We start from the raw sequence: 23,755 nt of genomic DNA, 5'->3' as shown, positions 1-23,755 counted from the left end.
CGTGAAGCGGTGGCGACCTTCCACAGGGCCGGTCGGCTCACCATCTCGCCATCCCAGCCTCATCCGAGCAGCTCGATCCCGAAACCTCCGACGACAGCCCGCACCTCATCGAGATACCGCTGCGCCTGCTCGGCGAGCGGGACGGCCGTGCGGCCGATCCAGCCGATCTCGATGCGCTCGTCGACGTCGAGGGGCACGGCGACGATCTCTGGGTCGAGGTCGTCACTGATGATGCCCGTCGAGATCGTGTAGCCCTCGAGGCCGATCATGAGGTTGAAGATCGTCGCGCGATCCGACACCCGGATCTCCTGCTTGCTCGACAGCGTCGAGAGGATCTCTTCGGCGAAGTAGAACGAGTTGTTCGCGCCCTGGTCGAAGGTCAGGCGCGGCAGGTCGACGAGGTCGTCGAGCGTTGCGCGGGCGCGCGTGGCGAGCGGGTTCCGGCGCGAGACGAAGATGTGCGGCTCGGCCACGAACAGCGGATGGAACGCGAGCCCCGAGTCGCGCAGCAGCTTGTCGATGACGTTCCGGTTGAAGTCGTTGCGGAACAGGATGCCGAGCTCGCTGCGCAGCGTCCGGACGTCTTCGATGATGTCCCACGTCCGGGTCTCGCGAAGCGAGAACTCGTACTCGGGCGACCCGGTACTCCGGACCATCCGGACGAACGCGTCGACGGCGAACGAGTAGTGCTGCGTCGAGACACCGAGCAGCCGCCGCGACGGTGGCCGTCCGAGGTAGCGCTGTTCGAGCAGCTCGGCCTGCTCGACGACCTGGCGGGCGTACCCGAGAAACTCCACGCCGTCGGTCGTGAGAGTCACCCCGCGAGCCGAGCGGACGAGCAGATCGCGGCCCACCCGCGTCTCGAGATCTTTCATCGCCGCCGACATCGTGGGCTGCGCGACATAGAGCAGATCGGAGGCCGCGGAGATCGAGCCCTCGGCGGCCACCTCGATGAAGTACTGCAACTGCTGCAGGGTGATCCCGCTTCGACGCCCGGCCATAGCGAAAGACTATGGCACCGGATAGCGAGAGTGAATTACCCGATGACTGTCGCCACCCCGCACGATGGAGCCATCATCTTCCGCATGGCTCTCCGGAGCTCCGCTTGATTGGCTGCTCATGGCGAACGAGTTCACGTTCCGCATCTCCACGACGCGCTTCGACGAGGACTACTCCCCCTCCGACTCATCGCGCATCACGACGAACTTCGCCAACCTCGCCCGGGGCGAGCGCCGCCGCGAGAACCTCCGCGGGGCGCTCGCGATGATCGACGCCCGCCTCAACGACCTCGCCCGCACCGACAACCCCGCGGGCGATCGGTACACCGCCGAGCTCGACATCGTGTCAGCGAACCTGCGGTTCGCAGATGACGGCGAGGATGCTGCCGCCGCCACCGGCGAGGACCGCGAGTTCCCGTTGCTCGAGGTGCTCGACATCCACATCGTCGACCGGCGGACCGGCGAGCGCCACCACGGCATCGTCGGCAACAACTTCTCGTCGTACCTGCGCGACTACGACTTCAGCATCCTGTTGCCGTCGGCCCAGCAGACGCCCGGCACGTTCGTCCTGCCGGACGACTTCGGCGACCTCCACGGGAAGCTCTTCCAGCACTTCCTCGAGTCCGACGCCTACCGCGAGCGTTTTCCCCAGGCACCCGTCGTGTGCATCAGCGTGTCGACGAGCCGTACGTACCGGCGCAACGGCAACCGGCATCCGGTCCTCGGCGTCGAGTACGAGCAGGACTCGTTCTCGCTGACCGACGAGTACTTCGCCAAGATGGGGCTCCGGGTGCGCTACTTCATGCCGCGCGGCAGTGTCGCCCCGCTGGCGTTCTATCACCGCGGCGAGCTGCTGGCCGACTACACCGATCTGCAGCTGGCCGGCACGATCGGCACCATGGAGACGTTCCAGAAGATCTACCGGCCCGAGATCTACAACGCGACCGAGCCCGCGGGCGAGGTCTACCGGCCCAGCCTCGAGCGGGACGACTTCGTGCGGACCGACATCACCTACGACCGGGTCGAGCGCAGCGAACTGGCCACGACGCAGGGCAGGTACGCCGAGGAGCACTTCGTCACCCCCCACCGGCAGGTGCTCAGCCGCTGGGCCGCCCGCTACACCGCACCCGCTGCCCCGCTCGCGCCGACCCGCTGAACCGAAGGACGATCCGTGTCGCACACTCTCCTGCCCACCTCCACCGTCGGCAGCCTTCCGAAGCCGTCATGGCTGGCCAAGCCCGAAGTGCTGTGGTCGCCGTGGGAACTGACCGGCAACACGCTGACGGAAGGCAGGCGCGACGCCCTGCGCGTCGCAGCGCACGAGCAGGAACGCCGCGGGCTCGACATCATCAGCGACGGCGAACAGACGCGTCAGCACTTCGTCACCACGTTCATCGAGCACCTCGACGGTGTCGACTTCGAGCGACGCGAGACGGTGCGCATCCGCGACCGCTACGACGCGAGCGTCCCCACGGTCATCGGCGCCGTCAGCCGCCGCCAGCCGGTCTTCATCGACGACGCGGTCTTCCTCCGCCAGCAGACCGATCGGCCCATCAAGTGGGCGCTCCCGGGCCCCATGACCATGATCGACACGCTGGCCGATCATCACTACCGCAGCCGCGAGAAGCTCGCGTGGGAGTTCGCCACGATCCTCAATCAGGAGGCCCGCGAGCTCGAGGCCGCCGGCGTCGACATCATCCAGTTCGATGAGCCGGCGTTCAACGTGTTCTTCGACGAGATGAAGGACTGGGGCATCGCCGCGCTCGAGCGAGCAGCCGAGGGCCTTCGCGCCGAGACGGTGGTGCACATCTGCTACGGCTACGGCATCACGGCGAACAACGAGTGGAAGGCGACACTGGGGCCCGAGTGGCGGCAGTACGAGGAGTCGTTCCCGCTCCTTCAGCGATCGAGCATCGACGTCATCTCGCTCGAGAGCCACCACTCGCACGTGCCCGTCGAGCTGATCGAGCTCATCCGCGGCAAGAAGGTGATGCTCGGGGCCATCGACGTCGCGAGCCATGAGATCGAGACCCCGGATGAGGTGGCCGACACGCTCCGCCGCGCGCTCGAGTTCGTCGACGCCGACAAGCTGATCCCCAGCACCAACTGCGGCATGGCGCCGCTTCCCCGTGCCGTCGCGTACGACAAGATCAGCGCACTGGTGGCGGGGGCAGCCGTTGTTCGGGCCGAGGTCTCCGAGCCGAGCGCGCTCGCCGTGCGCTGACGGGTTATCCCCGGCCCGTCGCTTCCCTGTCGCCCGCTCGTCGAGCGCACACTGGCGGCGGAAGGACGGTGGTCCCGTGCTCACGATCCCCGAGGCCCTCACCGCGCAGGCTGACAACGGGCGGCACAAGGTCGACGGGCTGCGCTCCCCCGCTCGCTTCACGATCTCGGGGATGCTCGCGGGCGCGTACATCGGCGTCGGCGTCGTACTGATGGTCACCGCGGCCGGACCGCTTCTCGCGGCCGGCTCGGGCTGGGGCAAGCTCGTGTCGGGCCTCGTGTTCGGCGTCGCGCTGACGATTGTCGTGGTTGCGGGCGGCGAGCTCGTCACCTCGTCGATGATGACGGTTCCCCAAGCCGCGCTCATGCGAGCCGTGCCCCCTGGTCGGGCCGCCGCGGCGATCGTATGGACGTTCGGCGCCAACCTCGTCGGGTCAGTCGTGTTCGGGGCGCTGATCGTCGCATCCGGCGTTCTTCACAGCAACGCAGCGGCGGGCGCCATGGTCTCCGACATGCTCGCGGCGAAGGCCCACGAATCGCCCCTCGAACTGTTCGTCCGCGGCATCCTGTGCAATGTCCTCGTCTGCGTCGCGATCTGGATGACGGTACGGCTCCGCAGCGAGAGCGCCCGCATCCTGGTCGTGTTCGCAGCGATCCTCGCGTTCATCACCTCGGGCTTCGAGCACGTCGTAGCGAACATGACGACGTTCACGATCGGTCTGCTGTCAAGTGACCCGTCGGCCTCGGTCGGCGGCTTCGCGCTCAATCTCCTGCTCGTCGGCGCCGGGAACCTCGTCGGCGGTGGTCTCGTCGTCGGGGCGGGGTACTGGTTCATCGGCGGCTCACCGCGACTCGCTGACGCGTCAGCGAACGTCCCGAACTCCGGACTCAGGAGCTCCATCGCGCGATAGGTGGGCCCGAGCGGCCATGCGCGCCGCGACCGCCCCATCGTCTCGGCGAATTCGGGGGTTATCCGGACGGATTCGCTTATCGCTGACGCCTAGACTGAACCCGTCCGCGGGAGTGGTGGAATTGGCAGACACGCAGGATTTAGGTTCCTGTGCCTCACGGCGTGTGGGTTCAAGTCCCACCTTCCGCACGGATCGGGCGTTCGCCCGCCCTCGCGTCATCCTCTCCCGACGGGAAACTCGTGCATCAGATCGCCCTCATCCCTTGGCTCGACCCCGCCACCATCATCAGCGCGGCTGGTCCCTGGGCTCTGCTCGTGGTGTGCTTCATCATCTTCGCCGAGACGGGACTGCTCGTCGGCTTCCTGCTCCCCGGCGACACGCTGCTGATCATGGCCGGCCTGCTGTCGAACCCGGTCACGCACGCACCCCACGGAGTCTTCGGGATCAACGTCTGGATCGTCGGTCTCCTGATCGGGCTGTCGGCCTTCCTCGGCGGTGAGGTCGGTTACGTCATCGGCCGCAAGGGCGGTCCCGCCGTCTTCGAGCGCAAGGAATCGGGCCTGTTCAGTCGCCGCAACGTCGAGCGCACGAACGCGTTCTTCGAGCGATACGGCGGCGTCACCGTCATCCTCGCCCGATTCGTGCCCATCGTCCGCACGTTCGCGCCCGTCGCCGCCGGTGTCGGCAAGATGCCGTGGCATCGGTACTCGCTCTACAACCTCATCGGGGCCGTCATCTGGGGCTTCGGCCTGACCGTGATCGGCTACCTCGTGAGCCTCATTCCCGGCGTCGGCGAATTCGTCGCGAAGTACATCGACGTCATCCTGCTCACGGCCGTCGTCGGCACCGTCGTCTTCATCGTGTGGCACTACTTCGCCGAGAAGCGCAAAGCAAAGAAGGAGATGGCCGCGGGGCCCGACGAATACACCGACGCCGACGAGGCGCGCGAGCTCGTGCTCGACCCCGAGGTCTTCCGCGAGCACGGCCACGGCGGCCCGCATGCGCACCGCCCCGACGCATCCACGACCGACACCGACCGGCGCACCGACCCGCGGAGCTGATCAGGAGGCTTTCGCGCTCTTCTTCGCCGGAGCCTTCTTCTCGGCCGGCTTCTTCGCGGGAGCCTTCTTCGCGGGAGCCTTCTCGTCCGTGTCCTTCTTCGCGGCGCTCTTCGCGGTGCTCTTCTTCGCGTCCGTCTTCGTGCCGGAGCGCCCCGCGTCGCCGCCGTCCGACGTCTTCGAGCCCCCGCCACGCGCCGCACGGCTGCGCTCGACACTCGCCCGCAGCGCCTCCATCAGATCGATGACCTCGCCGCCCTCCTTCTCGGCCTTCTCACCGAAGGTCTCTGACGTGTCGAGGGCGTCGCCCTTCTCGAGCTTCGCGTCGATGAGGGTCCGCAGCTCCTCCTGATACTCGTCCGTGAATGCCTCGGGATCGAAGTCGCTCGAAAAGCTCTCCACGAGGGACGCCGACATCTCGAGCTCCTTCGCCGAGATGCGCACCGACTCATCGAGCGCGGGGAACGCCGCCTCCCGGACTTCGTCGGCCCACAGGAGGGTCTGCAGCACAAGGACCTCACCTCGCACGCGAAGCGCGGCGAGCCGCGTCTTCTGCCGCAACGAGAACCGTACGATCGCGGTCCGATCGGTCTGTTCGAGGGTCTTCCGCAGGAGCACGTACGACTTCGGCGACGACGAATCCGGCTCGAGGTAGTACGCCTTGTCGAGGGTGAGCAGATCGATCTGCTCACTCGGCACGAACTCCACGACATCGATCTCGCGGCTGCGCTCGGAGGGCAACGAGGCCAGGTCGTCCTTCGTGAGCACGACCGTCTGCTCGCCGTCGTCGTAGGCACGATCGATGTCGGCGTAGGGAACGACCTCGCCGTCGATCTCGCAGATGCGCTGGTATCGGATGCGTCCGCCGTCGGCGTTGTGAACCTGATGCAGCGGAACATCGTGATCCTCGGTGGCCGAGTAGACCTTCACCGGCACATTGACGAGCCCGAAGGTGAGGGCGCCTTTCCAGATCGATCTCATGGAGGAAGTACACACCGCAACCCCTCGCCGACGCCAGCGGCTGGCGCAATACCCTGTCGGCATGGCAGGAGAGCAGACGGTGCAGGTCGACGGCCGCCGGCTGCGCCTGTCGAACCTCGACAAGGTGCTCTACCCGCGGACCGGGACGACGAAGGGCGAGGTGATCGACTACTTCTCGCGCATCGCGCCCTTGATGCTGCCGCACCTCGACCGGCGTCCGGTGACGCGCAAGCGCTGGCCCGAGGGCGTCGACCAGCCCGACTTCTTCGCGAAAGACCTCGAACGCGGCGCCCCCTCGTGGCTCCCCCGCATGCCCATCGACCACTCCACCGGCGCGAAGGACTATCCGCTCGTCGAGGAGGTGGCGGCGCTGGTCTACCTCGCACAGGTCGCGAGCCTCGAACTGCACGTCCCCCAGTGGCGCTTCACCGACGCGGGCGAGCGCGGTGCACCCGACCGACTCGTCCTCGATCTCGATCCGGGGCCGGGAGTCGGCCTGGCCGAATGCGCCGAGGTCGCGCGGTGGGTGCGCAGCATCCTGTCGGACATGGGAATGGAGCTGTTTCCCGTGACGAGCGGCAGTAAGGGCATCCATCTGTATGCCCCGCTCGCCGCCGCGCAGACGAGCGAACAGGCCTCGGCTTTCGCGAAAGAGCTCGCCCGGGCCCTGGAGGCCGACCACCCCGACCTCGTCATCAGTCAGATGAACCGCAGCGCCCGCGCCGGCAAGGTCTTCCTCGACTGGAGCCAGAACAACGGCTCGAAGACCACCATCGCGCCCTACTCGCTCCGCGGGCGAGACGAACCCACGGTCGCTGCACCACGCACATGGGACGAGCTCGAAGACCCGTCCCTTCGTCACCTGCGCTTCGACGAGGTTCTCGAGCGCGCCGTCGACCTCGGCGACCCACTGGCGCCGCTCGCGCCCCGTCGCACCGCGCCGCTAGCGCCCTACCTCGCGAAAAGGTCGGCGGAGCGAACACCCGAGCCCATGCCCGACGCCGTGTCGGTCGCGGCAGGCGGTGTCTCCGGCGCCGGTGCCGCAGACAGGCCGAGGTTCGTCATCCAGGAGCATCACGCGCGACGCCTGCACTACGACCTGCGCCTGGAACGGGACGGCGTGCTGGTCAGCTGGGCGGTGCCCCGCGGCATCCCCGAGACGACCGAGCGCAATCATCTCGCCGTGATGACCGAACCCCACCCCATGGAATACCTGAGCTTCCACGGCGAGATTCCCCCCGGCGAGTACGGCGCGGGAACGATGACGATCTGGGACACCGGCGTCTACGACCTCGAGAAGTGGCGTGACGACGAGATCATCATCACACTCCACGGCACGCCCGGCGGAGCCGCTTCCGACGCTCGCCTCGTTCTTATCCGCACCGGCGGATCGGGTGAGAAGTCGCAGTGGCTGCTGCACCGGATGAAGACGGAGGCTGCCAGCGCGAAGCCGGGCGCCACGCCGTCTGCGGCATCCGGCAGGTCCGGCCCCGAGGCCGGGCCCGAAGCCGAACCCGAAGCCGAAGCCGAAGCCGATGACACGGCATCGGGCCCGGCCAGCCTGCCGGCTCCCATGCTGGCCGTCTCGTCATCTCCGGGAACCGCGCGAGCGACGGCGGAGCGGTGGGGGCCGTGGGTCGAGTTCAAATGGGACGGTGTTCGGGCGATCGCGCACTGGGACGGCGAGCGGATGCGGCTGCGCGCGCGCAGCGGCACCGACATCACGTCCCGCTATCCCGAACTCACGGGCGACGACGCGGATCTCGGACTCGGTGACACACCTCTCGTGCTCGACGGTGAGATCGTCGCGCTTGACGAGTCCGGACGTCCGAGCTTTCCTCTCCTGCAGAACCGCATGCACCTGACCAAGGCGCGCGACATCGCCCGAGAGCGCGACCGCACACCCGCGGACTTCTTCGTCTTCGACCTGCTGCAGCACGGCGACCGCGATGTGACCGCACTGCCGCTGCGCGAGCGTCGTCGGCTCCTTGAGTCCGCGGTCAGGGACGCGAAGCCGCCGCTCACGGTGCCACCCGTGACCGACGACCTCGACGCTGCGCTGGCCACCGCCCGCGAACTCGACCTCGAGGGCGCCGTCGTGAAAGACCCGTCGTCCCGGTATCGGGTCGGTGTCCGCTCCGACGAGTGGCTCAAGGTCAAGCTCACTCGGACGCAGGACGTCGTCGTCGGCGCCATCCGACCAGGCAAGGGCTCGCGCCGAGGCGGCATCGGCTCTCTGCTGCTGGGCATTCCCGACGACGACGGCTCGCTGCAGTACGCCGGTCGCGTCGGCTCGGGGTTCTCCGACGCCGAACTCGCCCGGCTCACCGCAGCCCTCGACCCGCTCCGCACCGACGAGAACCCGTTCGTCGGAATCCCCGCGGCCGACGCCTCCGACGCCCTGTGGGTGCGGCCCGAGCTCGTCGGAGAGGTCGAGTTCGCCGAGTTCACGCCCGGCGGCATCCTGCGCCACGCCCGGTGGCGGGGCCTCCGCCCCGATCGCGAGCCGGGCGACGTCCGCCGCGACGAGGGCTAGCCCTCCCGACGGTTCGGGTGGGCTCCGGTGGACGTGCGGTGCCGTGCCGTGCCGTGCCGGGCCGGGCCGTGCCGTGCCGTGCCGCCGACAGGCTGAGCCGCGCATCAGGCCACTACTCGGGCCACACGACAGTCCTCAGCCTGTTGACGGGCCGTGCCGGGCCGTGCCGGGCCGTGACCTGCCTTGCCGTGCCGTGCCGTGCCGTGCCGTGCCGCCGACAGGCTGAGCCGCGCATCAGGCCACTACTCGGGCCACACGACAGTCCTCAGCCTGTTGACGGGCCGTACGAAAGCCCACAGTGCCGACGGGGCACCGGGTATCGGGCACAAGGCACCGGGCAGCCCCGCGAAACTAAACGCCTCACGCTTACGGCAGGCTTGCGCCCACCCCATTGGCTTGGGTCAAGCCCGATCGTTGTTCCGTCCACAGGCTGAACGACGGCCGGAGGGCTTCCGCGCCGGTGATGCCGGGGCTCAGCCTGCAGACGGTGCCTGCAGACGGTGCGATGCAGACGGTGCGATGCAGACTTCGGACGCGAGGCGGGGGCGTACCGGCGAGGCCCCGCTCAGAGCGAGCGCAACAGCTCCGTGAGCGCGACGAAGGCTCGGGCGCGGTGGGATGCCGCGTTCTTCTCCGCCGCGGACCACTGCGCGACCGTGCGCGCGGGTTCCGGCTGGCCATCCGGCACGAAGACCGGGTCGTACCCGAAGCCGCCGTCGCCGGCGGCCTCGGTCGCGAGCCGGCCCGGCCAGACGCCCTCGACGACGTGCTCGGTGTCGCTGTCGACGAGGGCGATGACCGAGACGAACTGAGCCGTGCGTCGCGGGTCGGCGATGTCGGCGAGCTGATCGAGCAGCAGAGCCGTGTTGGCCGCGGCATCCTTCTTGTGGCCGGCCCAGTAGGCCGAGAAGGCACCGGGTGCTCCCCCGAGCACATCGACGCAGATCCCCGAGTCGTCGGCAAGGGCCGGCAAGCCGGTGTGCGCCGCCGCGGCACGGGCCTTGATCAGCGCGTTCTCCGTGAAGGTGACGCCGTCCTCGACGGGCTCCGGCCCGTCGTACCCGATGACCTCCAGGTCGGGGCGGACGGCGGCGACGATCGCGTGGAACTCCTCGACCTTGTGCGGGTTGTGAGTCGCCAGGACGATACGGCCGGTCATGCCAGCGTCGCCGCCTGGATGTCGCGCAGCTGCGCGCAGCCGTTCACGCCGAGCTCGAGCAGCGCGTCGAGCTCGCGCTTGTCGAAGGGCGCCCCCTCAGCGGTGCCCTGCACCTCGACGAAGAGCCCCCGACCCGTGACCACGACGTTCATGTCGGTCTCGGCTCGGACATCCTCGACGTACGCGAGATCGAGCATCGGCGTTCCGTCGATGATCCCCACCGACACCGCCGACACCGAATCGACCAGCGGCACGGAGCGCTGCGCGATGAACTTCTGCGACCGGCCCCACTCGATCGCGTCGGCCAGCGCTACGTACGCTCCGGTGATCGCCGCGGTGCGGGTGCCGCCGTCGGCCTGCAGAACGTCGCAGTCGATGACGATCGTGTTCTCACCGAGCGCCTTGGTGTCGACGACAGCGCGCAGAGCGCGACCGATCAGGCGCGAGATCTCGTGCGTCCGACCACCGACCTTGCCCTTGATGGACTCGCGGTCGTTCCGGCTGTTCGTCGCCCGCGGGAGCATGGCGTACTCCGCCGTGACCCACCCCTTGCCCTTGCCGGTGAGCCAGCGCGGCACCCCGTTGGTGAACGAGGCGGTGCACAGCACCTTCGTGCCGCCGAAGCTCACGAGAGCCGATCCCTCGGCGTGGGCGCTCCAGCCCCGCTCGATGGTCACGGTGCGGAGCTGGTCGGCGGTGCGGCCGTCGGCGCGCAGGGAATCGGTCATGAAGAGTCTCCGATCGGAGGGCGGGTGAGGGTCAGGATGCGGGCGGAGCGAGCTTCGGCAAGACGATGGCGCCCGTCTGGACCAGACGCACCGACGGCACGCCTCGGCCCATGAGCCGGTCGGCGAGGTCGAGGAAGTCGTCGCCGGAATCGCCCGTCGCCTCGTAGACATGACGAGGCACGGCGTCGTCGTTCGCGAGGAGACCGCCGGACACGAGCTGCCGGTAGACGTCCTTCGCCGTCTCGGAGTCGCTCGAGACGAGGGCGACGTCGGGTCCCATGACGTAACTGATCGCGCCCTCGAGGAACGGGTAGTGGGTGCAACCGAGGACGAGGGTGTCGACGCCCGCTTCGCGCAGCGGCGCGAGGTAGTCCTCGGCGACCGCCAGCACTTCGGGTGACTGGGTGATGCCGGCCTCGACGAACTCGACGAACCGGGGGCAGGATGCCGCGAAGACCTCGAGACGCTCGTTCACTTCGAGCATGTCCTGGTAGGCGCGCGACGCGATCGTGCCGACCGTGCCGATGACGCCGATGCGACCGTTGCGGGTGGTGGAGATCGCGGCGCGGACCGCGGGGTTGATGACCTCGACCACCGGCACGTCGTAACGCTCACGTGCGTCGCGGAGCAGCGCTGCGGAGGCGGTGTTGCACGCGATGACGAGCATCTTCACGCCCTCGTCGACGAGCGTGTCGAGCACCTCCAGTCCGTAGCGACGGACGTCGGCGATGGGCTTGGGCCCGTAGGGCGAGTGGGCCGTGTCACCGATGTAGAGCAGCGACTCGCGGGGCAGGAGCTGCGAGATCGCCCGCGCCACAGTGAGCCCGCCGACACCCGAGTCGAAGATTCCGATGGGCGCGTCGTTCACGATCATCGAGCCTACCTGGCGTCGCGGCCGCGGCATCCCGTGACGGTGACGGAATGCCGCGTCGCTACAGTGGCACTCATGGCCTCCAGCGCTCTGCTCACCGACCGTTACGAGATCACGATGCTGCAGGCCGCGCTGCGCGACGGCACGGCGGATCGGCGCTGCGTTTTCGAGGTCTTCGCGCGACGGCTGCCCGGCGGCCGCCGGTTCGGCGTGGTCGCGGGCACCGGACGACTGATCGAGGAGATCGAGGACTTCCGTTTCGGCGACGATGAGCTGGCGTTCCTCCGCGATCACGGGGCGCTCGACGAGCAGACCCTCGCATGGCTCGCCGACTATCGCTTCACCGGCACGATCACCGGATACCGCGAGGGCGAGCTCTACTTCCCCGGTTCACCGGTCCTGACCGTCGAGGGGACGTTCGCGGAGGCCGTCGTGCTCGAGACCCTTGTGCTCAGCATCCTCAACTACGACTCCGCCGTCGCCACCGCCGCTGCACGCATGGCGATCGCCGCGGGCGACCGTCCGCTCGCCGAGATGGGGTCGCGCCGTGCGCACGAGCGCAGCGCCGTCGCCGCCGCCCGCGCCGCGCACATCGCCGGATTCGGCGCGACGAGCAACCTCGAGGCGGGACGGACGTGGGGCATCCCCACGATGGGCACCGCCGCGCATGCCTGGACGCTGCTCCACGACAGCGAGGAGGAGGCCTTCCGCAGCCAGATCGACGCGCTCGGGGTCGACACGACCTTGCTGATCGACACCTACGACATCACCGAGGGAGTCGCGACGGCCGTACGGGTGGCGGGAACGGACCTCGGCGGAGTGCGGATCGACTCCGGCGACCTCCCCACCGTCGCCGCGGACGTCCGCGCGCAGCTCGACGCGCTGGGCGCCCACGGCACGCGCATCACGGTCACGAGCGACCTCGATGAATACGCGATCGCGGCGCTCGCGGCATCCCCCGTCGATTCCTACGGAGTCGGGACATCGCTCGTCACGGGCTCGGGCACCCCGACTGCAGGCATGGTCTACAAGCTGGTCGCGCGGCAGAACGACGACGGATCATGGCTCTCCGTGGCGAAGGCTTCCGCCGACAAGGTGTCGCACGGCGGTCGCAAGACGGCGTTCCGAGCCCTCGTCGGCGGTACCGCCAAGGAGGAGGTCGTGGTGGTGTCCGATGGATTCGAGCCCCTCGACACGCCCGCTGAGCACCCCGACGCTCGCGCACTGCAGACGATGCTGTTCGCGGATGGCCGGGCGGTCGGCGACTGGATCGGTGCCGCCGGCGTGCGGGCCGCCCGCGCCCACCACGCCAGCGTGATCGAGGAGATGCCGGTTCGAGCTCTCGCACTCAGCCGCTCCGAACCCGCGATCCCGACGGTCTACCACGCCGAAAACGCACCGCCTCGCTGAGAGTGCACCTTTGACGGTGCGTTCTCGGCGGGACGGTGCGTTTTCGCGAGATCGGCGACGCGTCAGCGCGTCATCGACTCGTAGATCTCCTTGCATGTGGGGCAGACCGGGAACTTCTCGGGGTCGCGACCCGGAGTCCACTTCTTGCCGCAGAGCGCACGCACGGGCTTGCCGGTGATCGCCGACTCGAGGATCTTGTCCTTCTTGACGTAATGCGAGAACCGCTCGTGGTCGCCCGGCTCGATCGTCTCCTCGCGGATGAGCTCTTCGAGCTCACGGTCGAGGGTCGCGAGACCGCCCTGGTCGGGAGAATCGAGAGGAGTGCTCATGCCGGAATTCTATCGGCGAACGGTCAGGTCGTCTCGGCGAATGCCATCAGCCGATCGCCACGCCGATCGAAGAGCAACCCACCGACGAGGATCCCGGCGGTGAGCACCACGATTCCGACGCCCACACCGGTGCCGAGCGCCCACCACTGCGCCTGCGCCTCCCCCAACGCGAACTGCCAGGACCACCACAGCGCCGGCGCCGCCGCGAGAAGCGCCCCGACGAGCACGGCCCCCTGGGAGAGCCCGCCGCCGGTGCGCTGGGGCTGCTGGAACGGGCTGTCGCCATGGCGGGCTACCGCGTACGGCGCGAGCACGGACGATACCGACGAAAGACCGAGACCGCCGAGCAGCAGCGCGGAGCAGACGCCCACCATCGCCGGCAGCACACCCCAATCGCCGTGGATGCCGATGCCGACCGGGATCGCGATGGCAAGCAGCGGCACCGCGACGAGAAGCAGCGGAACCAGGCGCCCGACTCGATCCGAGGCACCCCGCACCGCACTGGAGATATGCAGCCACACGGCCGAACCGTCGTAGGCGAGGTCGTTGTGGACGACCCAGCCGAGAAGGAGCGCGATCAGCGGCGCGGGGATCAGGGCCGCGACCTCATGGGGCACGCCGACGATGAGGAGGGGCACGACCGCGACGACGGCGGCGACCGGGATGATCGCGATGTCGACGAGATACCGGGGATCGCGCAGCCAGTACACGAGGGAACGCGCCGCGACGGCCCCGCCGGGTGTACCGGGCGTGACGGTGAACCATCCGAGTCCGCGGCGCTCCCGCACCGATACGGGCCGCTCGGTGCGGGTCAGCATGCGCCGCACGATCAGGATCCAAGCGGCAGCCAGCGCCAGGGCCGTCAGGACCGCGACGAGCACGACCACCGGGCGCGGATCGAGCGGGAGCACCCACGCGGCCCCGATGGGGGTGACCGCGAGCGTCTCGACGGCGGCGAGCAGAGGGCTCGGAACGCCCTCGTCCCAGTTCAACGAGGCGAGGAAGACCGCGACGGGGATCGCGACGACAGCGATGCCGAGCAGGAGCAGAGTCGTCAGCTCGCGTGAACGGCGGTCCGCCAGCACGAGAGCGGCGATTCCGAGAGCCACCCGGGCGAGGAGGAGTTGAGTGACGACGATCAACGCCGCGCCGAAGCTGGCCGCGACCGGGTCGACGCCGTGAGCGACCCAGGTGAGCGCGACGGCGACCGAGATCGCGATCATGGCGGCCGACGGCAGACTCAGCGGGCTGGCGACGGCCGTCGCGGCGGCCACGAGCCGCCAGTCACGGCCTGTCACGATGAAGGCTCGCGGGTCGAGCGGGTCGCGGACGGGCGTCACCAGCGGCACCAGAGCGAAGCATGCCGACACAGCCGCCCCGCCTACCGCGAGCACCACCAGGGCGCTCGCCAGTGGCGCATCCTGCAGACGCCAGAGCGCGAGGACGATCGCCCCGATAAGGATCACGGCGGCCGCGAGCGCCGCGAATGCGCGGGCGCGGTGGAACCGCAGTGCCCCGACCAGGACGTCGAACCTCAGTCGGAGAACGTGTGCAACCATTCGAGGCCCTCCACCGCGCTGGTCCCGCCCGCAAGCTCGAGGAACCGTTCCTCGAGCGTGCGACCGTCGCGTACCTCATCGACCGTTCCCGCCGCGAGGATCCGCCCGCCCACGACGACGGCGACGCCCGAGCAGGCGCGCTGAACGAGCTCCATGCCATGGCTCGAGAGGATGACGGTGCCGCCGTGTGCGACGTACTTCTGCAGGATGTCGAGGATGACGGCGCTCGAGACGGGGTCGACCGACTCGAAGGGCTCGTCGAGCACCAGCAAGCGCGGCGCGTGGATCATGGCTCCAGCGAGCATGACCTTCTTGGTCATACCGGCGGAGTAATCGGAGACACTGCGCCCGAGCGCGTCGGTCAGGTCGAACGCCGAGGCGAGGTCTGCGATGCGGTTCTCGACGACGGCGGGCTTCAGCCCGCGCAGGACGCCGTAGTAGTAGAGGAGTTGACGGCCGGAGAGACGGTCGAATGTACGGAGCCGGTCGGGCAGCACCCCCATCTGCCGCTTCGCGGCAGCCGGGTCGCGGCGGATGTCGACTCCCGCGATCTCGACCGAGCCTTCGTCGGGTCGCAGAAGGCCCGCGATCATCGACAGCGTGGTCGTCTTTCCGGCACCGTTCGGTCCCACGAGCCCGTAGAAGGATCCCGCCGGGATCTCGAGGTCGATGCGGTCGACGGCACGCGCCTCGCCGTAGGTCTTGGTGACGCCGCGCAGACGCAGCGCCGGAGCGCTCGACGCGAGGTCGGCCGGCATCCGCTCGTCCGACCCGTCGCTCATCGCGACCGCGCCGGCCCCGACCACGTCGCGGGCCTCGTCGTCGTCCACGGGTGCGTCGTCCACGGGCGGCGCGTCGACGGTTGCGGCTTCTGGCTCCGCTGCGAGGACCGTTTCGACGTCAGCGACGACCTCGTCGGCAACGGCGTCGCCAGCCGCGGCCGGGGGCTCCGGCAGGGGCTCGCGTTCGGGTTCTTCCTCCGGGACCACCGACGCGTCGAGTTCCGGGGCCACCGCCGCCTCATGTGCCGGCGGTTCCTCCGAGATCGTCTCCGCTTCGTGCGCCCGTTCCTGCTCCGGGGCGACCAGCTGTTCGAGCTGCGGCTCCGGCTGTTCCGCCGTCTCGACCTCGGGCTCGGGCTCGGGCTCCACGTCGGGCTCGAGCGGGGTCTCATCCGCGGTGTCCAGCTCGGGCTCGGCCGTGGCGGGGCCTACCGCACCACCCACGACCTCGTCATCCGATGCCGCGGTGTCCGATGCTGCTGTGTCCGATGCCACGTCGGCCGATGCCACGTCGGCCGCACCCCCGTCATCCGCGATCACGTCGGCGGCGATCGTGTCTTCCGCCCCGACACTCTCTGTCTCAGGCGGCTCGGGCGGGGCGACGAACGCGGCCGCCGCGACGGCCGCCGGGATCTCGGGCTTGGGCGGCGTTGCCGCCGAGGGCGCGCTCGTGCTTCGGGGCTTACGCGGCGTCTTCTTCGCACCGGCGGTGCCCTGCGAGCGGGGCTTCCGCGGCTTCGGCGTTCGCGGCGCGCTCGTCGTCGTGCCGTCGTGCGAGCCCGAACCGGGCGTCACCGTGGGCCCGAGCCCGGCAGCCGCGACCTCGGCGGGGATGTCGGGAAGAGGCGGCACGGAGGTATCGACAGGCGACGCGACACGCTGTTCGTGCTGGGGGGCGGCTGAGTCGTCTGTCACCCCCCAAACCTATCAAGCAGGCCATCCGCGGCGAGGCGCCGCGTCATGAAGGAACACCGAGAATCGCGCTACCAGCAAGGTCACGAAAGCGCAACGGCTCCGGGTGTCCGGGCGACCTCCCAGAAGGGCTCGCTACCATGAAAAACGCTGTGCCGGGATGTCACCCCGGTGAATACTGATCTAACTCGTAACTTCAGGAGATTCTCGTGGCCCTTCAGATCGTGATCCTCGCTGCCGGGATGGGCTCCCGCCTGGGCCGCTCCCTCCCCAAGCCGCTCACCGAGCTGAACGACGGCCGCAGCATCATGCAGCAGCAGCACGACAACATCCGTGCAGCCTTCGGCGACGACGCCCGCATCACCACGGTGGTCGGTTACCGCGCCGAAACGATCGTCGACGCGTTCCCGGATGTCGACTACGTCTACAACGCCCGTTACGACGAGACCAACACCTCGCAGAGCCTGTTGCGCGCCCTCAAGGCCTCGGGACGCGGGGGTGTCCTGTGGATGAACGGCGACGTCGTCTTCGACCCCCGCGTGCTCGGCCGCGCTGTCGCACTCATCGAGCGCGATCAGTCGTTCGTCACCGTGAATACCGCGAAGGTGAGCGACGAAGAGGTCAAGTACACCGTCGGCGGCGACGGGTTCATCACGGAGCTCTCGAAGACGGTCCGCGGCGGAATCGGCGAAGCGGTCGGCATCAACTACATCTCGAGCCGCGACAAGAAGGCGCTCATCGCGCAGCTCGGCCGCGTCGACGACCAGGACTACTTCGAGCGCGGGCTCGAGCTCGCCATCGCCGAGAACGGTCTGCGGCTCGAGCCGATGGACATCTCCGACCTGTACGCGGTCGAGGTCGACTTCGCCGAGGACCTCGAGCGCGCCAACCTGTACGTCTGATCGCGCCGTGCCCCGCCCGGGGCGCGAGAGGATGGGTGTCATGGCCCGCAAGGTGCACCGCATCGATTCCCTCCCCGACGACGCTCCACGCCATGACGCGGGCGACGGCGACGCGGGGCGACACACGTTGACCGTCCGGACGCTCGACCGGCTGCTGGCCGTCCAGCGCCCCGTCGTGATCGCGCATCTGCGCGGCATCCGCCACCGGCATCCCGAGGCGACGACTGCGCAGATCGCGCAGATGCTCGAGCGCCGCTACCTCACCGCGGTCACCACGGGGGGCGCAGCCGTCGGTGCCACCGCGGTGATCCCCGGTATCGGGACGGCGACGACGCTCGCCCTCAGCGGCGTCGAGACGGCGGGGTTCCTCGAGGCCACGGCACTGTTCGCGCAGTCCCTCGCAGAGCTGCACGGCATCCCCGTCGACGATCCCGACCGCGCGCGGGCTCTGGTGCTCGCCCTCATGCTCGGCCGCGAGGGCGCCGACCTGGTGGGGCAGTTCGCGAAGCAGGCGAGTGGTCGGGGCGCGCCCCGCGGCTCCTACTGGGGCGAGCTCGTGACCTCGTCGCTCCCCCGCACGGCCGTCGGGCCGGTCCTGGACCGGCTCAAGCACGCGTTCCTGCGACGGTTCGCTGCCGCCGGTGGCGCGTCGGTCGTCGGGAAGGCTCTCCCGTTCGGCATCGGCGCGGCGATCGGTGGCACCGGCAACCACATCCTCGGTCGCCGGGTGATCTCCGGCGCACGCCGCGCATTCGGAGTCGCGCCTGCGAGCTTCCCCGCGGCACTCGAATCACGTGACGAAAATCAACCGATCGGACGAGGCGCGGGACCGATGGCACGGCGGATCAGCGGTGTCTTCGCCGAAGGCGGCCGCCAGATCGGCTCGTTCGCGTCTCGACCGTTCCGGCGTGGCGTGGCGCACGATTCGCGCACGGAGCCATCCAGCGGCCTCGACACCGACCTCGACGAGCGGAAGGAACCATGACCGCATTCCTGATCACGGTCCTGATCATCGGCGCCCTCTTCAACGTCGTCACCTGGCCGACGTTCCTGCGGCGGGTCGCGCGCGACCCGCGAGCGACCGATGAGCACGGCCGGCGCACCCGCTTCTTCACCGTGCACCTCGTCCTGGTAGTGATCGCGCTGGTACTCGCGGCGCTTTTCGTGCTGGGCGCCGTGCTGATCGGCGCCGGCGCGCACTGAGCCCGGATGACGCCGTGTTCAGGCGTCGTCGAACTCCGCCTCGTCGCGCTCGTCTGCCACGGTGACCGTGCGCGCGTCCCACTCCGCCCACCGATCCATCAGGAGTTCGATGGCCGCGTGGAAGCGCGCCGTCGCTGCACCAGGGGTGGTGTCGCCGAAGTAGTGACGAGACCACCCGCGCAGCCGTTCCGACGCCTCCGGGTCGTCGGCGACGCGGTCTGCGATCTCGACGATCGACGACGCCGACGTCGCCTCGAGCCAAGCGGCATCCGCGAGGTACCCGCCCGTGTCGACGAGAGCCGCCGGATCGGCGGGACGCGTCACGAGAAGGGGCTTGGCCACCGCCAAACGGTCGTAGATCATCGCCGAGATGTCGACGACGGCGAGGTCGGCGGCGGCCAGTTGCCAGCCCAGGTCGGGTCCGTCGTCATAGACGTGATGAGCGAGAGGGTCGGCGGCGTTGGCAGCGGCGATGGCCGCGACGATCCGTCGATGAGCATCACCGTAGGACGCATCCACCACACCGGACCGCGGGTGCGGCCGGTAGATCAGCCGGTGCCTCGGCGATGCGAGCACCGCCGCCGCGAGCGACTCGCCGTGCGAGGCGATGGAGCCGTAGTGGGCGGCGGGGCGGTCGCCCTCCCATGTCGGCGCGTAGAGGATGACGCGGCGGTCGTCCTCGGGATACGGAAGGTCTCCCGAGAAGTGATCCGCCTGCGGTCGTCCGATCGCGATCGTCCGCGCGTCGAGGTCGTAGTCCCAGAGGACCCGGCCCAGCCGCTCACGCGCGGCGTCGCCGGCGATCAGCGCGTAGTCGTAGGCCTTGAACTGGTTGGTGGTCATGTACATCTTGTCGGACTCGCCGTGGTTGATGAAGACGTGCCACCGGTGTCCGTAACGGAACATCTGGAAGTTCCGGGTGTTCTGGTTGACGTACAGCACTACGCGGATGTCCTGCGCCGCGACGACCGATTCGAGTGAACGCACCGAGGGCGCGAACAGGACGGGCAGGGCGCCGTCGGCGAGAAGCGCCTGCGCGCCGGTGGCACTGCGGCTGATGACGACGACCGGCCACTTCTCGGCGAGCAGCTGCAGTGGTTTGTACCACTGGCGCATCTGGTACATGTTCACATCGCCGTCCGCGAAATAGACCGCGATCCGGAAGTGTCCGGTCGACGGCTTCGGCGCACTGGCGAGAGAGCGCCGCACGTCGATGAACGCCGCCCGGTTCGACACAGCCCGCCGCACCAGGGTTACGGCTTTACGGACGTCCGCGATCATTCCCACCCCTCCAGGGTACCGAGGGTGTGAGCGGAGACCGGGACGCGTGACATGATCGACGGATGCATGACGACGCGCACCGGTGGCGTCCCGCACCCGTACCGGCCCCGGATGCGGGAGTGTCGTTCGTCATCCCCGTCCTCAACGAGCGCGACTACCTCGAGCACGCCGTGCGCAGCGTGCTCGCCCAGGAGCTCGATGCGCCGATCGAGGTCATCCTGGCCCTCGGCCCCTCGGCCGACGGCACGGACGACGTTGCACGCCGACTCGCCGGCGAGGACGCGCGCATCCGCCTGGTCCGCAACCCCGCGGCGCATATTCCCGTCGGCCTCAACATCGCGATCCGGTCCGCCCGTTACCCGACGATCGTCCGCGTCGACGCCCACTCCGAGCTCGAGCCCGGCTACACCAGCGCGGCACTGCAGACGCTCGCACGAGTACAGGCCGCGAATGTGGGCGGCGTGATGCGGGCCGAGGGCCGGACTCCGTTCCAGCGAGCGGTCGCCCGCGCCTACAACTCCCGCATCGGCCTCGGCGGAGGTGCGTACCACGGCGGGTCGGAGGAGGGCCCAGCCGAGTCGGCGTACCTGGGCGTGATGCGACGCAGTGTGCTCGACGAGGTCGGCTTGTTCGATGAGGGCATCCGCCGCGGAGAGGACTGGGAGCTCAACCTCCGGATCCGCCGCGCCGGCTACCGGGTGTGGTTCGACCCCGACCTCCATGTGACGTACTGGCCCCGCGAGAGCTGGAGCCGTCTCGTACGACAGTTCCGCGCGACCGGCTCGTGGCGCGGGGAACTCGTCCGGCGCTTCGGTCGTCGGAACGGCCTGCGTTTCTTCGCGCCTCCGGCCCTCGTCATCGCCGCGGCCACGTCGCTGGTGGTGGGTGCGGTGCAGCTGGTCGGGGGTCTTCCCGCGCGTACCGGCATCCTGCTGTCGATCCTGCACCTTCCCGTCGCGGCCTACGCAGCGCTCGTCGCCGTCGTCGCAGCGGGGAAGGGTGGCGGTCGTGGTCTGCGCGATCGGCTGTGGACGCTCGCCGTGCTGCCGTCGATGCACTTCTCGTGGGGGGTCGGATTCTTGCAGGGGGCGTCGCGCGGCGCCCGCGGCACGGTCGACACGTCGCGCCTCGCGCGCAACACGCCGCTCCCCTGAGCCAGCCTGAACCAGCCCGAGTCTGTTTGGGTCAGTCGCGCGAGACGAGCCCCTGGTCGAGGATGCGAGCGACCACCCGCTCCGCCGCCCGGCCGTCGTCGCGCGAGTTGAAGCGGGCGCGCCAGCGCGCGTACCGCTCGGGGTCTCCGGCGTCGCCGGCCGCGACGGCACGCACCAGCTCGTTCTGCGTGCGCACGATCGGCCCGGGGGCCGCGTCGGCGAGATCGAAGTAGAAGCCGCGCAACGCGCCGCGGTAGTGCTCGAGGTCGGGCGCGAAGAAGTACATGGGGCGACCGGTGACGGAGTAGTCGAACATCACCGAGGAGTAGTCCGTGATGAGCGCGTCCGAGGCGAGCAGCAGGTCGGTCAGATCGGGGTACGACGTCACGTCGATCACTCGCGCACCGCGCTCGTCGGCGCCGGGCGCAAGCGTGCGCGAATGTCCGCGCACGAGCACGACCGCGCCCGTGGCTTCTGCAAGAGCCGGCAGGTCGAGGAAGTCGACGATGGTCTGGCGGTCGTCGCGCCACGTAGGCGCGTACAACAGGACCTTCTCGGCGGGGCCGATGCCGAGTGCCGCGCGTGCGGCATCCCGGTCACCGGTGTGCAGGTCATCCGTCCGGGGATACCCCTCGACCCACACCGGCTTGCGGCGGAAGCCGTACGCCGCCCGGAGGACGCGAGCGCTGTACGGGTTCTGGGCGAGCAGGATGTCCCAGCGGCGGCCCTCACGGAACACCGCGAGTGCGCGCCGCGGGTCGAAGCCGGGGCGGTGCAGGGCGAGTCGCTTCAGTGGCGTCCCGTGCCAGGTCTGCAGGACCACCTGTCCTGGCTTGCGGACGAAGCGACGGCGCAGCCAGTCGTTGACGACGAGCAGTCGGGCTGCGCCGCGTGCCCGCCACCACTCCGGGCTGCCGTCGACCACGGCGATGGCCCCCTCGGGAACAGCCACCGAGAGATCGACGACGCTCCAGTACCGGGTGACACCGGGTGCCACTCGCGCCAATTCGCGATCGATCGCGCGCGGGTTGTCGCTCGCGCTGCGGCCGTAGAAGCTCTCGAAGAAGACGGCGTTCTCGAGCGCCCCGCGGTGAGCCGCGTAGCGCTGCTCGAGCGCGCGGCGCCCCTCATCCGAATCGAGCGCCGGATCCACGGGAGGGCCGATGAGGAGCCGGGCGCCATCCCAGCTCGCGCGGAGGGTGGGCGCGTGCAGCGCGGCAGGCGCTTCGCCGACGGATCCGTCACCACGCACCGGAGCGCCGTCCACGACGAGGTCGTAGGTCCCCGAGGGCAGCGGGAGAAGCGCACCGCCCCAGCGGGCGACGTGCAGCGCGAGGCGCGCCGTCCAGGAACCGTCGCCCCCGGTCACCTCTCCGCGCGTCACCGCGCGCGGTCCGACGAGCTCGACCGTCGCGGGAACCGGCCCCGTGGCGGTCACGGTCATGACCGGAGGGCCTCCGTCGCTGACATCGGTGCTGAAATCGACACGCATCACGACTGCTCCCCCGCTGCTTCCGGCACCGCGGCGACGATCGCATCGTGCACACGGCGCGCGTTCCCGCCGTCCCGCCAGGCGTGCACCCTGCGGCTCAGTTCGGCGGCCCGGGATCGGCGGCGGTTCGCCTCGGGCTCATGCCCGAGCACGTCGCCGAGCTGCGAGCACAACGCCGGCCACGACCTGGCGACATCGGCGCCGGCGACATCGGCGTAGGTGCCGTAGAACCCTCGCGTCCGGGCGTAGCTCTCGACGTCGGGCGCCAGGAAGAGCGTCGGCAGCGGCACGAGCCCGGCATCGTAGGCGAGGGACGAGTAGTCGGTGACCAGCACGTCCATGGCTGCTAGCAGCGGCGTCACGTCGGGGACGATGTCGCTTCCCAGCATCCGCACGCGCGAGGTCGGCGCGGGAGGGGCGTAGTCACCGCCGCCCAACGGGTGCGACCGGACGAGCAACACGGCGTCGTGAGCCTCCAGAACGCTCAGGATGCTCCCCCAGTCGGCCGGACCGGGTGTCGCAGGGTCGGGGTCGCCGTCGCGCCAGGTCGGCGCGTAGAGCACGGCGCGAGCCTCCCCGACGCCCGGGACGGCCGTCTCGAGCAGCGTGCGAGCCTCGTGGCGGGCCGAAAGCGGGTCGGGTGCCGACAGCACATCGACGCGCGGCTCGCCGAGCACGGGAACGCGCGCGTCGTCGAGACCGAAGGCGCTCTCGAGCCGGCCCCGAACGAGGTGGGATGCCGCGGGCAGCACGTCGATCTGGGACTGTGCGCGCCGGTAAGCCAGCGCCAGCAGCCGCCGGATGCCGGGGACGGCCCGCAGCCGCCCGGGGTCGGTCGTCACCGGCGAATCGAGACCGATGCGCTTGAGCGGGATGCCGTGCCAGAGCTGGACGAGGAAAGCTCCGCCGACGCCGTAACGGTTGACGTCGCCGAGCCCGTGGGTGACGACGACGACGCCCGCGCGAGCCGTGCGCCAGAAGCCTGCGAGCGAATCGCGCCGCACCGCCGGGATGCCCAGCCGTTCCGCGTCCTCGACTTGCCGCGGCGACGACACCAGCCACACGGCGCGGTGGCGAGGCGCCGCCTGCCACAGCGCGAGCGCGCCGTCGGCCACGCCCACGGCACAGCCGAAGACCCAGGCTGACCGGTCGCGCGGAATGACGAGGGTGGCGAGGCGTCCCACGAGATACGCGGGGATGCGCAGGACCTTGCGTACGTTGCCCGCGCCGAACGAGAAGGACGCCACCCCGCGAGCCTATCGCGGG

21 protein-coding genes and 1 tRNA gene are annotated in these 23,755 nt (G+C 69.7%); 11 read left to right on the top strand and 11 right to left on the bottom strand.

The features are described from left to right. Positions 1-59: 59 nt before the first annotated feature. Entirely contained in the window at positions 60-1,001 is a 942-nt protein-coding gene (locus tag QUC20_RS07015; RefSeq protein WP_289331336.1) for a LysR family transcriptional regulator, read from the bottom strand. A 118-nt stretch (positions 1,002-1,119) separates the two neighbouring features. Here QUC20_RS07015 and QUC20_RS07010 point away from each other — a divergent pair, with 118 nt between their 5' ends. The 5 genes from QUC20_RS07010 to QUC20_RS06990 all read left to right on the top strand — a co-directional run bounded on the left by QUC20_RS07010 (position 1,120) and on the right by QUC20_RS06990 (position 5,193). Next, positions 1,120-2,154 carry a putative oxygenase MesX gene (locus QUC20_RS07010; RefSeq protein ID WP_289331335.1) on the top strand — a complete coding sequence of 345 codons (1,035 nt, stop codon included), beginning with the start codon at positions 1,120-1,122 and terminating at the stop codon, positions 2,152-2,154. A gap of 15 nt (positions 2,155-2,169) precedes the next feature. Further along, positions 2,170-3,222 (top strand): methionine synthase, encoded by a 1,053-nt coding sequence (locus QUC20_RS07005; RefSeq protein WP_289331334.1) that lies wholly within the window; start codon positions 2,170-2,172, stop codon positions 3,220-3,222. 76 nt (positions 3,223-3,298) lie between these two features. Next, positions 3,299-4,132: a formate/nitrite transporter family protein gene (locus tag QUC20_RS07000; protein WP_289331333.1), complete on the top strand. Its 834-nt coding sequence runs from the start codon at positions 3,299-3,301 to the stop codon at positions 4,130-4,132. A gap of 106 nt (positions 4,133-4,238) precedes the next feature. After that, positions 4,239-4,320, top strand: a tRNA-Leu gene (locus tag QUC20_RS06995). Positions 4,321-4,371: 51 nt separating this feature from the next. After that, positions 4,372-5,193 carry a DedA family protein gene (locus tag QUC20_RS06990; protein WP_289331332.1) on the top strand — a complete coding sequence of 274 codons (822 nt, stop codon included), beginning with the start codon at positions 4,372-4,374 and terminating at the stop codon, positions 5,191-5,193. On the opposite strand, the gene ku is transcribed toward QUC20_RS06990, so the two are convergent. Continuing rightward, positions 5,194-6,171, bottom strand: a complete 978-nt coding sequence (gene ku, locus QUC20_RS06985) for a non-homologous end joining protein Ku (RefSeq protein WP_289331331.1) — start codon at positions 6,169-6,171, stop codon at positions 5,194-5,196. 61 nt (positions 6,172-6,232) lie between these two features. On the opposite strand from ku, the gene QUC20_RS06980 reads away from it, so the two are divergent. After that, the gene (locus QUC20_RS06980; RefSeq protein ID WP_289331330.1) at positions 6,233-8,707 is read left to right on the top strand and encodes an ATP-dependent DNA ligase; all 2,475 of its coding nucleotides are present in this window, start codon (positions 6,233-6,235) and stop codon (positions 8,705-8,707) included. Between the two features lie 565 nt (positions 8,708-9,272). Here the strand turns inward: QUC20_RS06980 and rdgB are convergent. Genes rdgB through murI form a run of 3 tightly spaced genes read right to left on the bottom strand, consistent with a single transcriptional unit; the run spans position 9,273 to position 11,462 of the window. Next, on the bottom strand, positions 9,273-9,866 hold the full coding sequence (rdgB, locus tag QUC20_RS06975; RefSeq protein WP_289331329.1) for an RdgB/HAM1 family non-canonical purine NTP pyrophosphatase: 594 nt from the start codon (positions 9,864-9,866) through the stop codon (positions 9,273-9,275). Beyond that, positions 9,863-10,594, bottom strand: coding sequence for a ribonuclease PH (rph, locus tag QUC20_RS06970; RefSeq protein ID WP_120262793.1), 732 nt, complete (start codon positions 10,592-10,594; stop codon positions 9,863-9,865). The genes rdgB and rph overlap by 4 nt, the downstream gene beginning before the upstream one ends. A 31-nt stretch (positions 10,595-10,625) precedes the next feature. Further along, positions 10,626-11,462: a glutamate racemase gene (gene murI, locus QUC20_RS06965; protein WP_120264321.1), complete on the bottom strand. Its 837-nt coding sequence runs from the start codon at positions 11,460-11,462 to the stop codon at positions 10,626-10,628. 78 nt (positions 11,463-11,540) lie between these two features. Here murI and QUC20_RS06960 point away from each other — a divergent pair, with 78 nt between their 5' ends. Then, complete coding sequence (locus tag QUC20_RS06960) at positions 11,541-12,875, top strand: nicotinate phosphoribosyltransferase (RefSeq protein WP_289331328.1); 1,335 nt, start codon at positions 11,541-11,543, stop codon at positions 12,873-12,875. A 62-nt stretch (positions 12,876-12,937) separates the two neighbouring features. On the opposite strand, the gene QUC20_RS06955 is transcribed toward QUC20_RS06960, so the two are convergent. From QUC20_RS06955 to QUC20_RS06945, 3 genes are read right to left on the bottom strand one after another with little or no spacing between them, the layout of a single operon-like run. Further along, positions 12,938-13,204 carry a DUF3039 domain-containing protein gene (locus QUC20_RS06955; RefSeq protein ID WP_023951164.1) on the bottom strand — a complete coding sequence of 89 codons (267 nt, stop codon included), beginning with the start codon at positions 13,202-13,204 and terminating at the stop codon, positions 12,938-12,940. Between the two features lie 23 nt (positions 13,205-13,227). Next, a complete protein-coding gene (locus tag QUC20_RS06950) occupies positions 13,228-14,763 on the bottom strand; it encodes a hypothetical protein (RefSeq protein ID WP_289331327.1) in 1,536 nt (511 codons plus the stop codon). Next, entirely contained in the window at positions 14,739-16,460 is a 1,722-nt protein-coding gene (locus QUC20_RS06945) for an ABC transporter ATP-binding protein (protein ID WP_289331326.1), read from the bottom strand. The genes QUC20_RS06950 and QUC20_RS06945 overlap by 25 nt, the downstream gene beginning before the upstream one ends. A gap of 206 nt (positions 16,461-16,666) precedes the next feature. On the opposite strand from QUC20_RS06945, the gene QUC20_RS06940 reads away from it, so the two are divergent. Genes QUC20_RS06940 through QUC20_RS06930 form a run of 3 tightly spaced genes read left to right on the top strand, consistent with a single transcriptional unit; the run spans position 16,667 to position 18,562 of the window. Then, complete coding sequence (locus tag QUC20_RS06940) at positions 16,667-17,359, top strand: phosphocholine cytidylyltransferase family protein (RefSeq protein WP_120262796.1); 693 nt, start codon at positions 16,667-16,669, stop codon at positions 17,357-17,359. 40 nt (positions 17,360-17,399) lie between these two features. Beyond that, positions 17,400-18,344 carry a hypothetical protein gene (locus QUC20_RS06935; protein ID WP_289331325.1) on the top strand — a complete coding sequence of 315 codons (945 nt, stop codon included), beginning with the start codon at positions 17,400-17,402 and terminating at the stop codon, positions 18,342-18,344. Then, positions 18,341-18,562, top strand: a complete 222-nt coding sequence (locus QUC20_RS06930) for an SCO4848 family membrane protein (RefSeq protein ID WP_289331324.1) — start codon at positions 18,341-18,343, stop codon at positions 18,560-18,562. The genes QUC20_RS06935 and QUC20_RS06930 overlap by 4 nt, the downstream gene beginning before the upstream one ends. A gap of 18 nt (positions 18,563-18,580) precedes the next feature. On the opposite strand, the gene QUC20_RS06925 is transcribed toward QUC20_RS06930, so the two are convergent. Continuing rightward, positions 18,581-19,849, bottom strand: coding sequence for a CDP-glycerol glycerophosphotransferase family protein (locus tag QUC20_RS06925; protein ID WP_289331323.1), 1,269 nt, complete (start codon positions 19,847-19,849; stop codon positions 18,581-18,583). Positions 19,850-19,905: 56 nt separating this feature from the next. Between QUC20_RS06925 and QUC20_RS06920 the strand changes: the two genes are divergently transcribed. Beyond that, on the top strand, positions 19,906-20,997 hold the full coding sequence (locus QUC20_RS06920; RefSeq protein WP_289331322.1) for a glycosyltransferase family 2 protein: 1,092 nt from the start codon (positions 19,906-19,908) through the stop codon (positions 20,995-20,997). Between the two features lie 31 nt (positions 20,998-21,028). Here the strand turns inward: QUC20_RS06920 and QUC20_RS06915 are convergent, their stop codons facing one another. Both QUC20_RS06915 and QUC20_RS06910 read right to left on the bottom strand, forming a co-directional pair. After that, positions 21,029-22,441, bottom strand: coding sequence for a CDP-glycerol glycerophosphotransferase family protein (locus QUC20_RS06915; protein WP_289331321.1), 1,413 nt, complete (start codon positions 22,439-22,441; stop codon positions 21,029-21,031). A 47-nt stretch (positions 22,442-22,488) separates the two neighbouring features. Next, entirely contained in the window at positions 22,489-23,736 is a 1,248-nt protein-coding gene (locus QUC20_RS06910) for a CDP-glycerol glycerophosphotransferase family protein (protein WP_289331320.1), read from the bottom strand. Between the last annotated feature and the right edge of the window lie 19 nt (positions 23,737-23,755).

This window comes from Microbacterium arborescens, from assembly GCF_030369635.1.
GTDB lineage: Bacteria > Actinomycetota > Actinomycetes > Actinomycetales > Microbacteriaceae > Microbacterium.
This window is presented reverse-complemented; position numbering and strand designations above follow the sequence as displayed.

Coding starts and splice junctions, on each gene's coding strand:
- QUC20_RS07015 (WP_289331336.1), bottom strand. CDS start 1,001: ATGGCCGGGCGTCGAAGCGGGATCACCCTGCAGCAGTTGCAGTACTTC.
- QUC20_RS07010 (WP_289331335.1), top strand. CDS start 1,120: ATGGCGAACGAGTTCACGTTCCGCATCTCCACGACGCGCTTCGACGAG.
- ku (WP_289331331.1), bottom strand. CDS start 6,171: ATGAGATCGATCTGGAAAGGCGCCCTCACCTTCGGGCTCGTCAATGTG.
- QUC20_RS06980 (WP_289331330.1), top strand. CDS start 6,233: ATGGCAGGAGAGCAGACGGTGCAGGTCGACGGCCGCCGGCTGCGCCTG.
- rdgB (WP_289331329.1), bottom strand. CDS start 9,866: ATGACCGGCCGTATCGTCCTGGCGACTCACAACCCGCACAAGGTCGAG.
- rph (WP_120262793.1), bottom strand. CDS start 10,594: ATGACCGATTCCCTGCGCGCCGACGGCCGCACCGCCGACCAGCTCCGC.
- QUC20_RS06960 (WP_289331328.1), top strand. CDS start 11,541: ATGGCCTCCAGCGCTCTGCTCACCGACCGTTACGAGATCACGATGCTG.
- QUC20_RS06955 (WP_023951164.1), bottom strand. CDS start 13,204: ATGAGCACTCCTCTCGATTCTCCCGACCAGGGCGGTCTCGCGACCCTC.
- QUC20_RS06950 (WP_289331327.1), bottom strand. CDS start 14,763: ATGGTTGCACACGTTCTCCGACTGAGGTTCGACGTCCTGGTCGGGGCA.
- QUC20_RS06935 (WP_289331325.1), top strand. CDS start 17,400: ATGGCCCGCAAGGTGCACCGCATCGATTCCCTCCCCGACGACGCTCCA.
- QUC20_RS06930 (WP_289331324.1), top strand. CDS start 18,341: ATGACCGCATTCCTGATCACGGTCCTGATCATCGGCGCCCTCTTCAAC.
- QUC20_RS06920 (WP_289331322.1), top strand. CDS start 19,906: ATGCATGACGACGCGCACCGGTGGCGTCCCGCACCCGTACCGGCCCCG.
- QUC20_RS06915 (WP_289331321.1), bottom strand. CDS start 22,441: ATGACCGTGACCGCCACGGGGCCGGTTCCCGCGACGGTCGAGCTCGTC.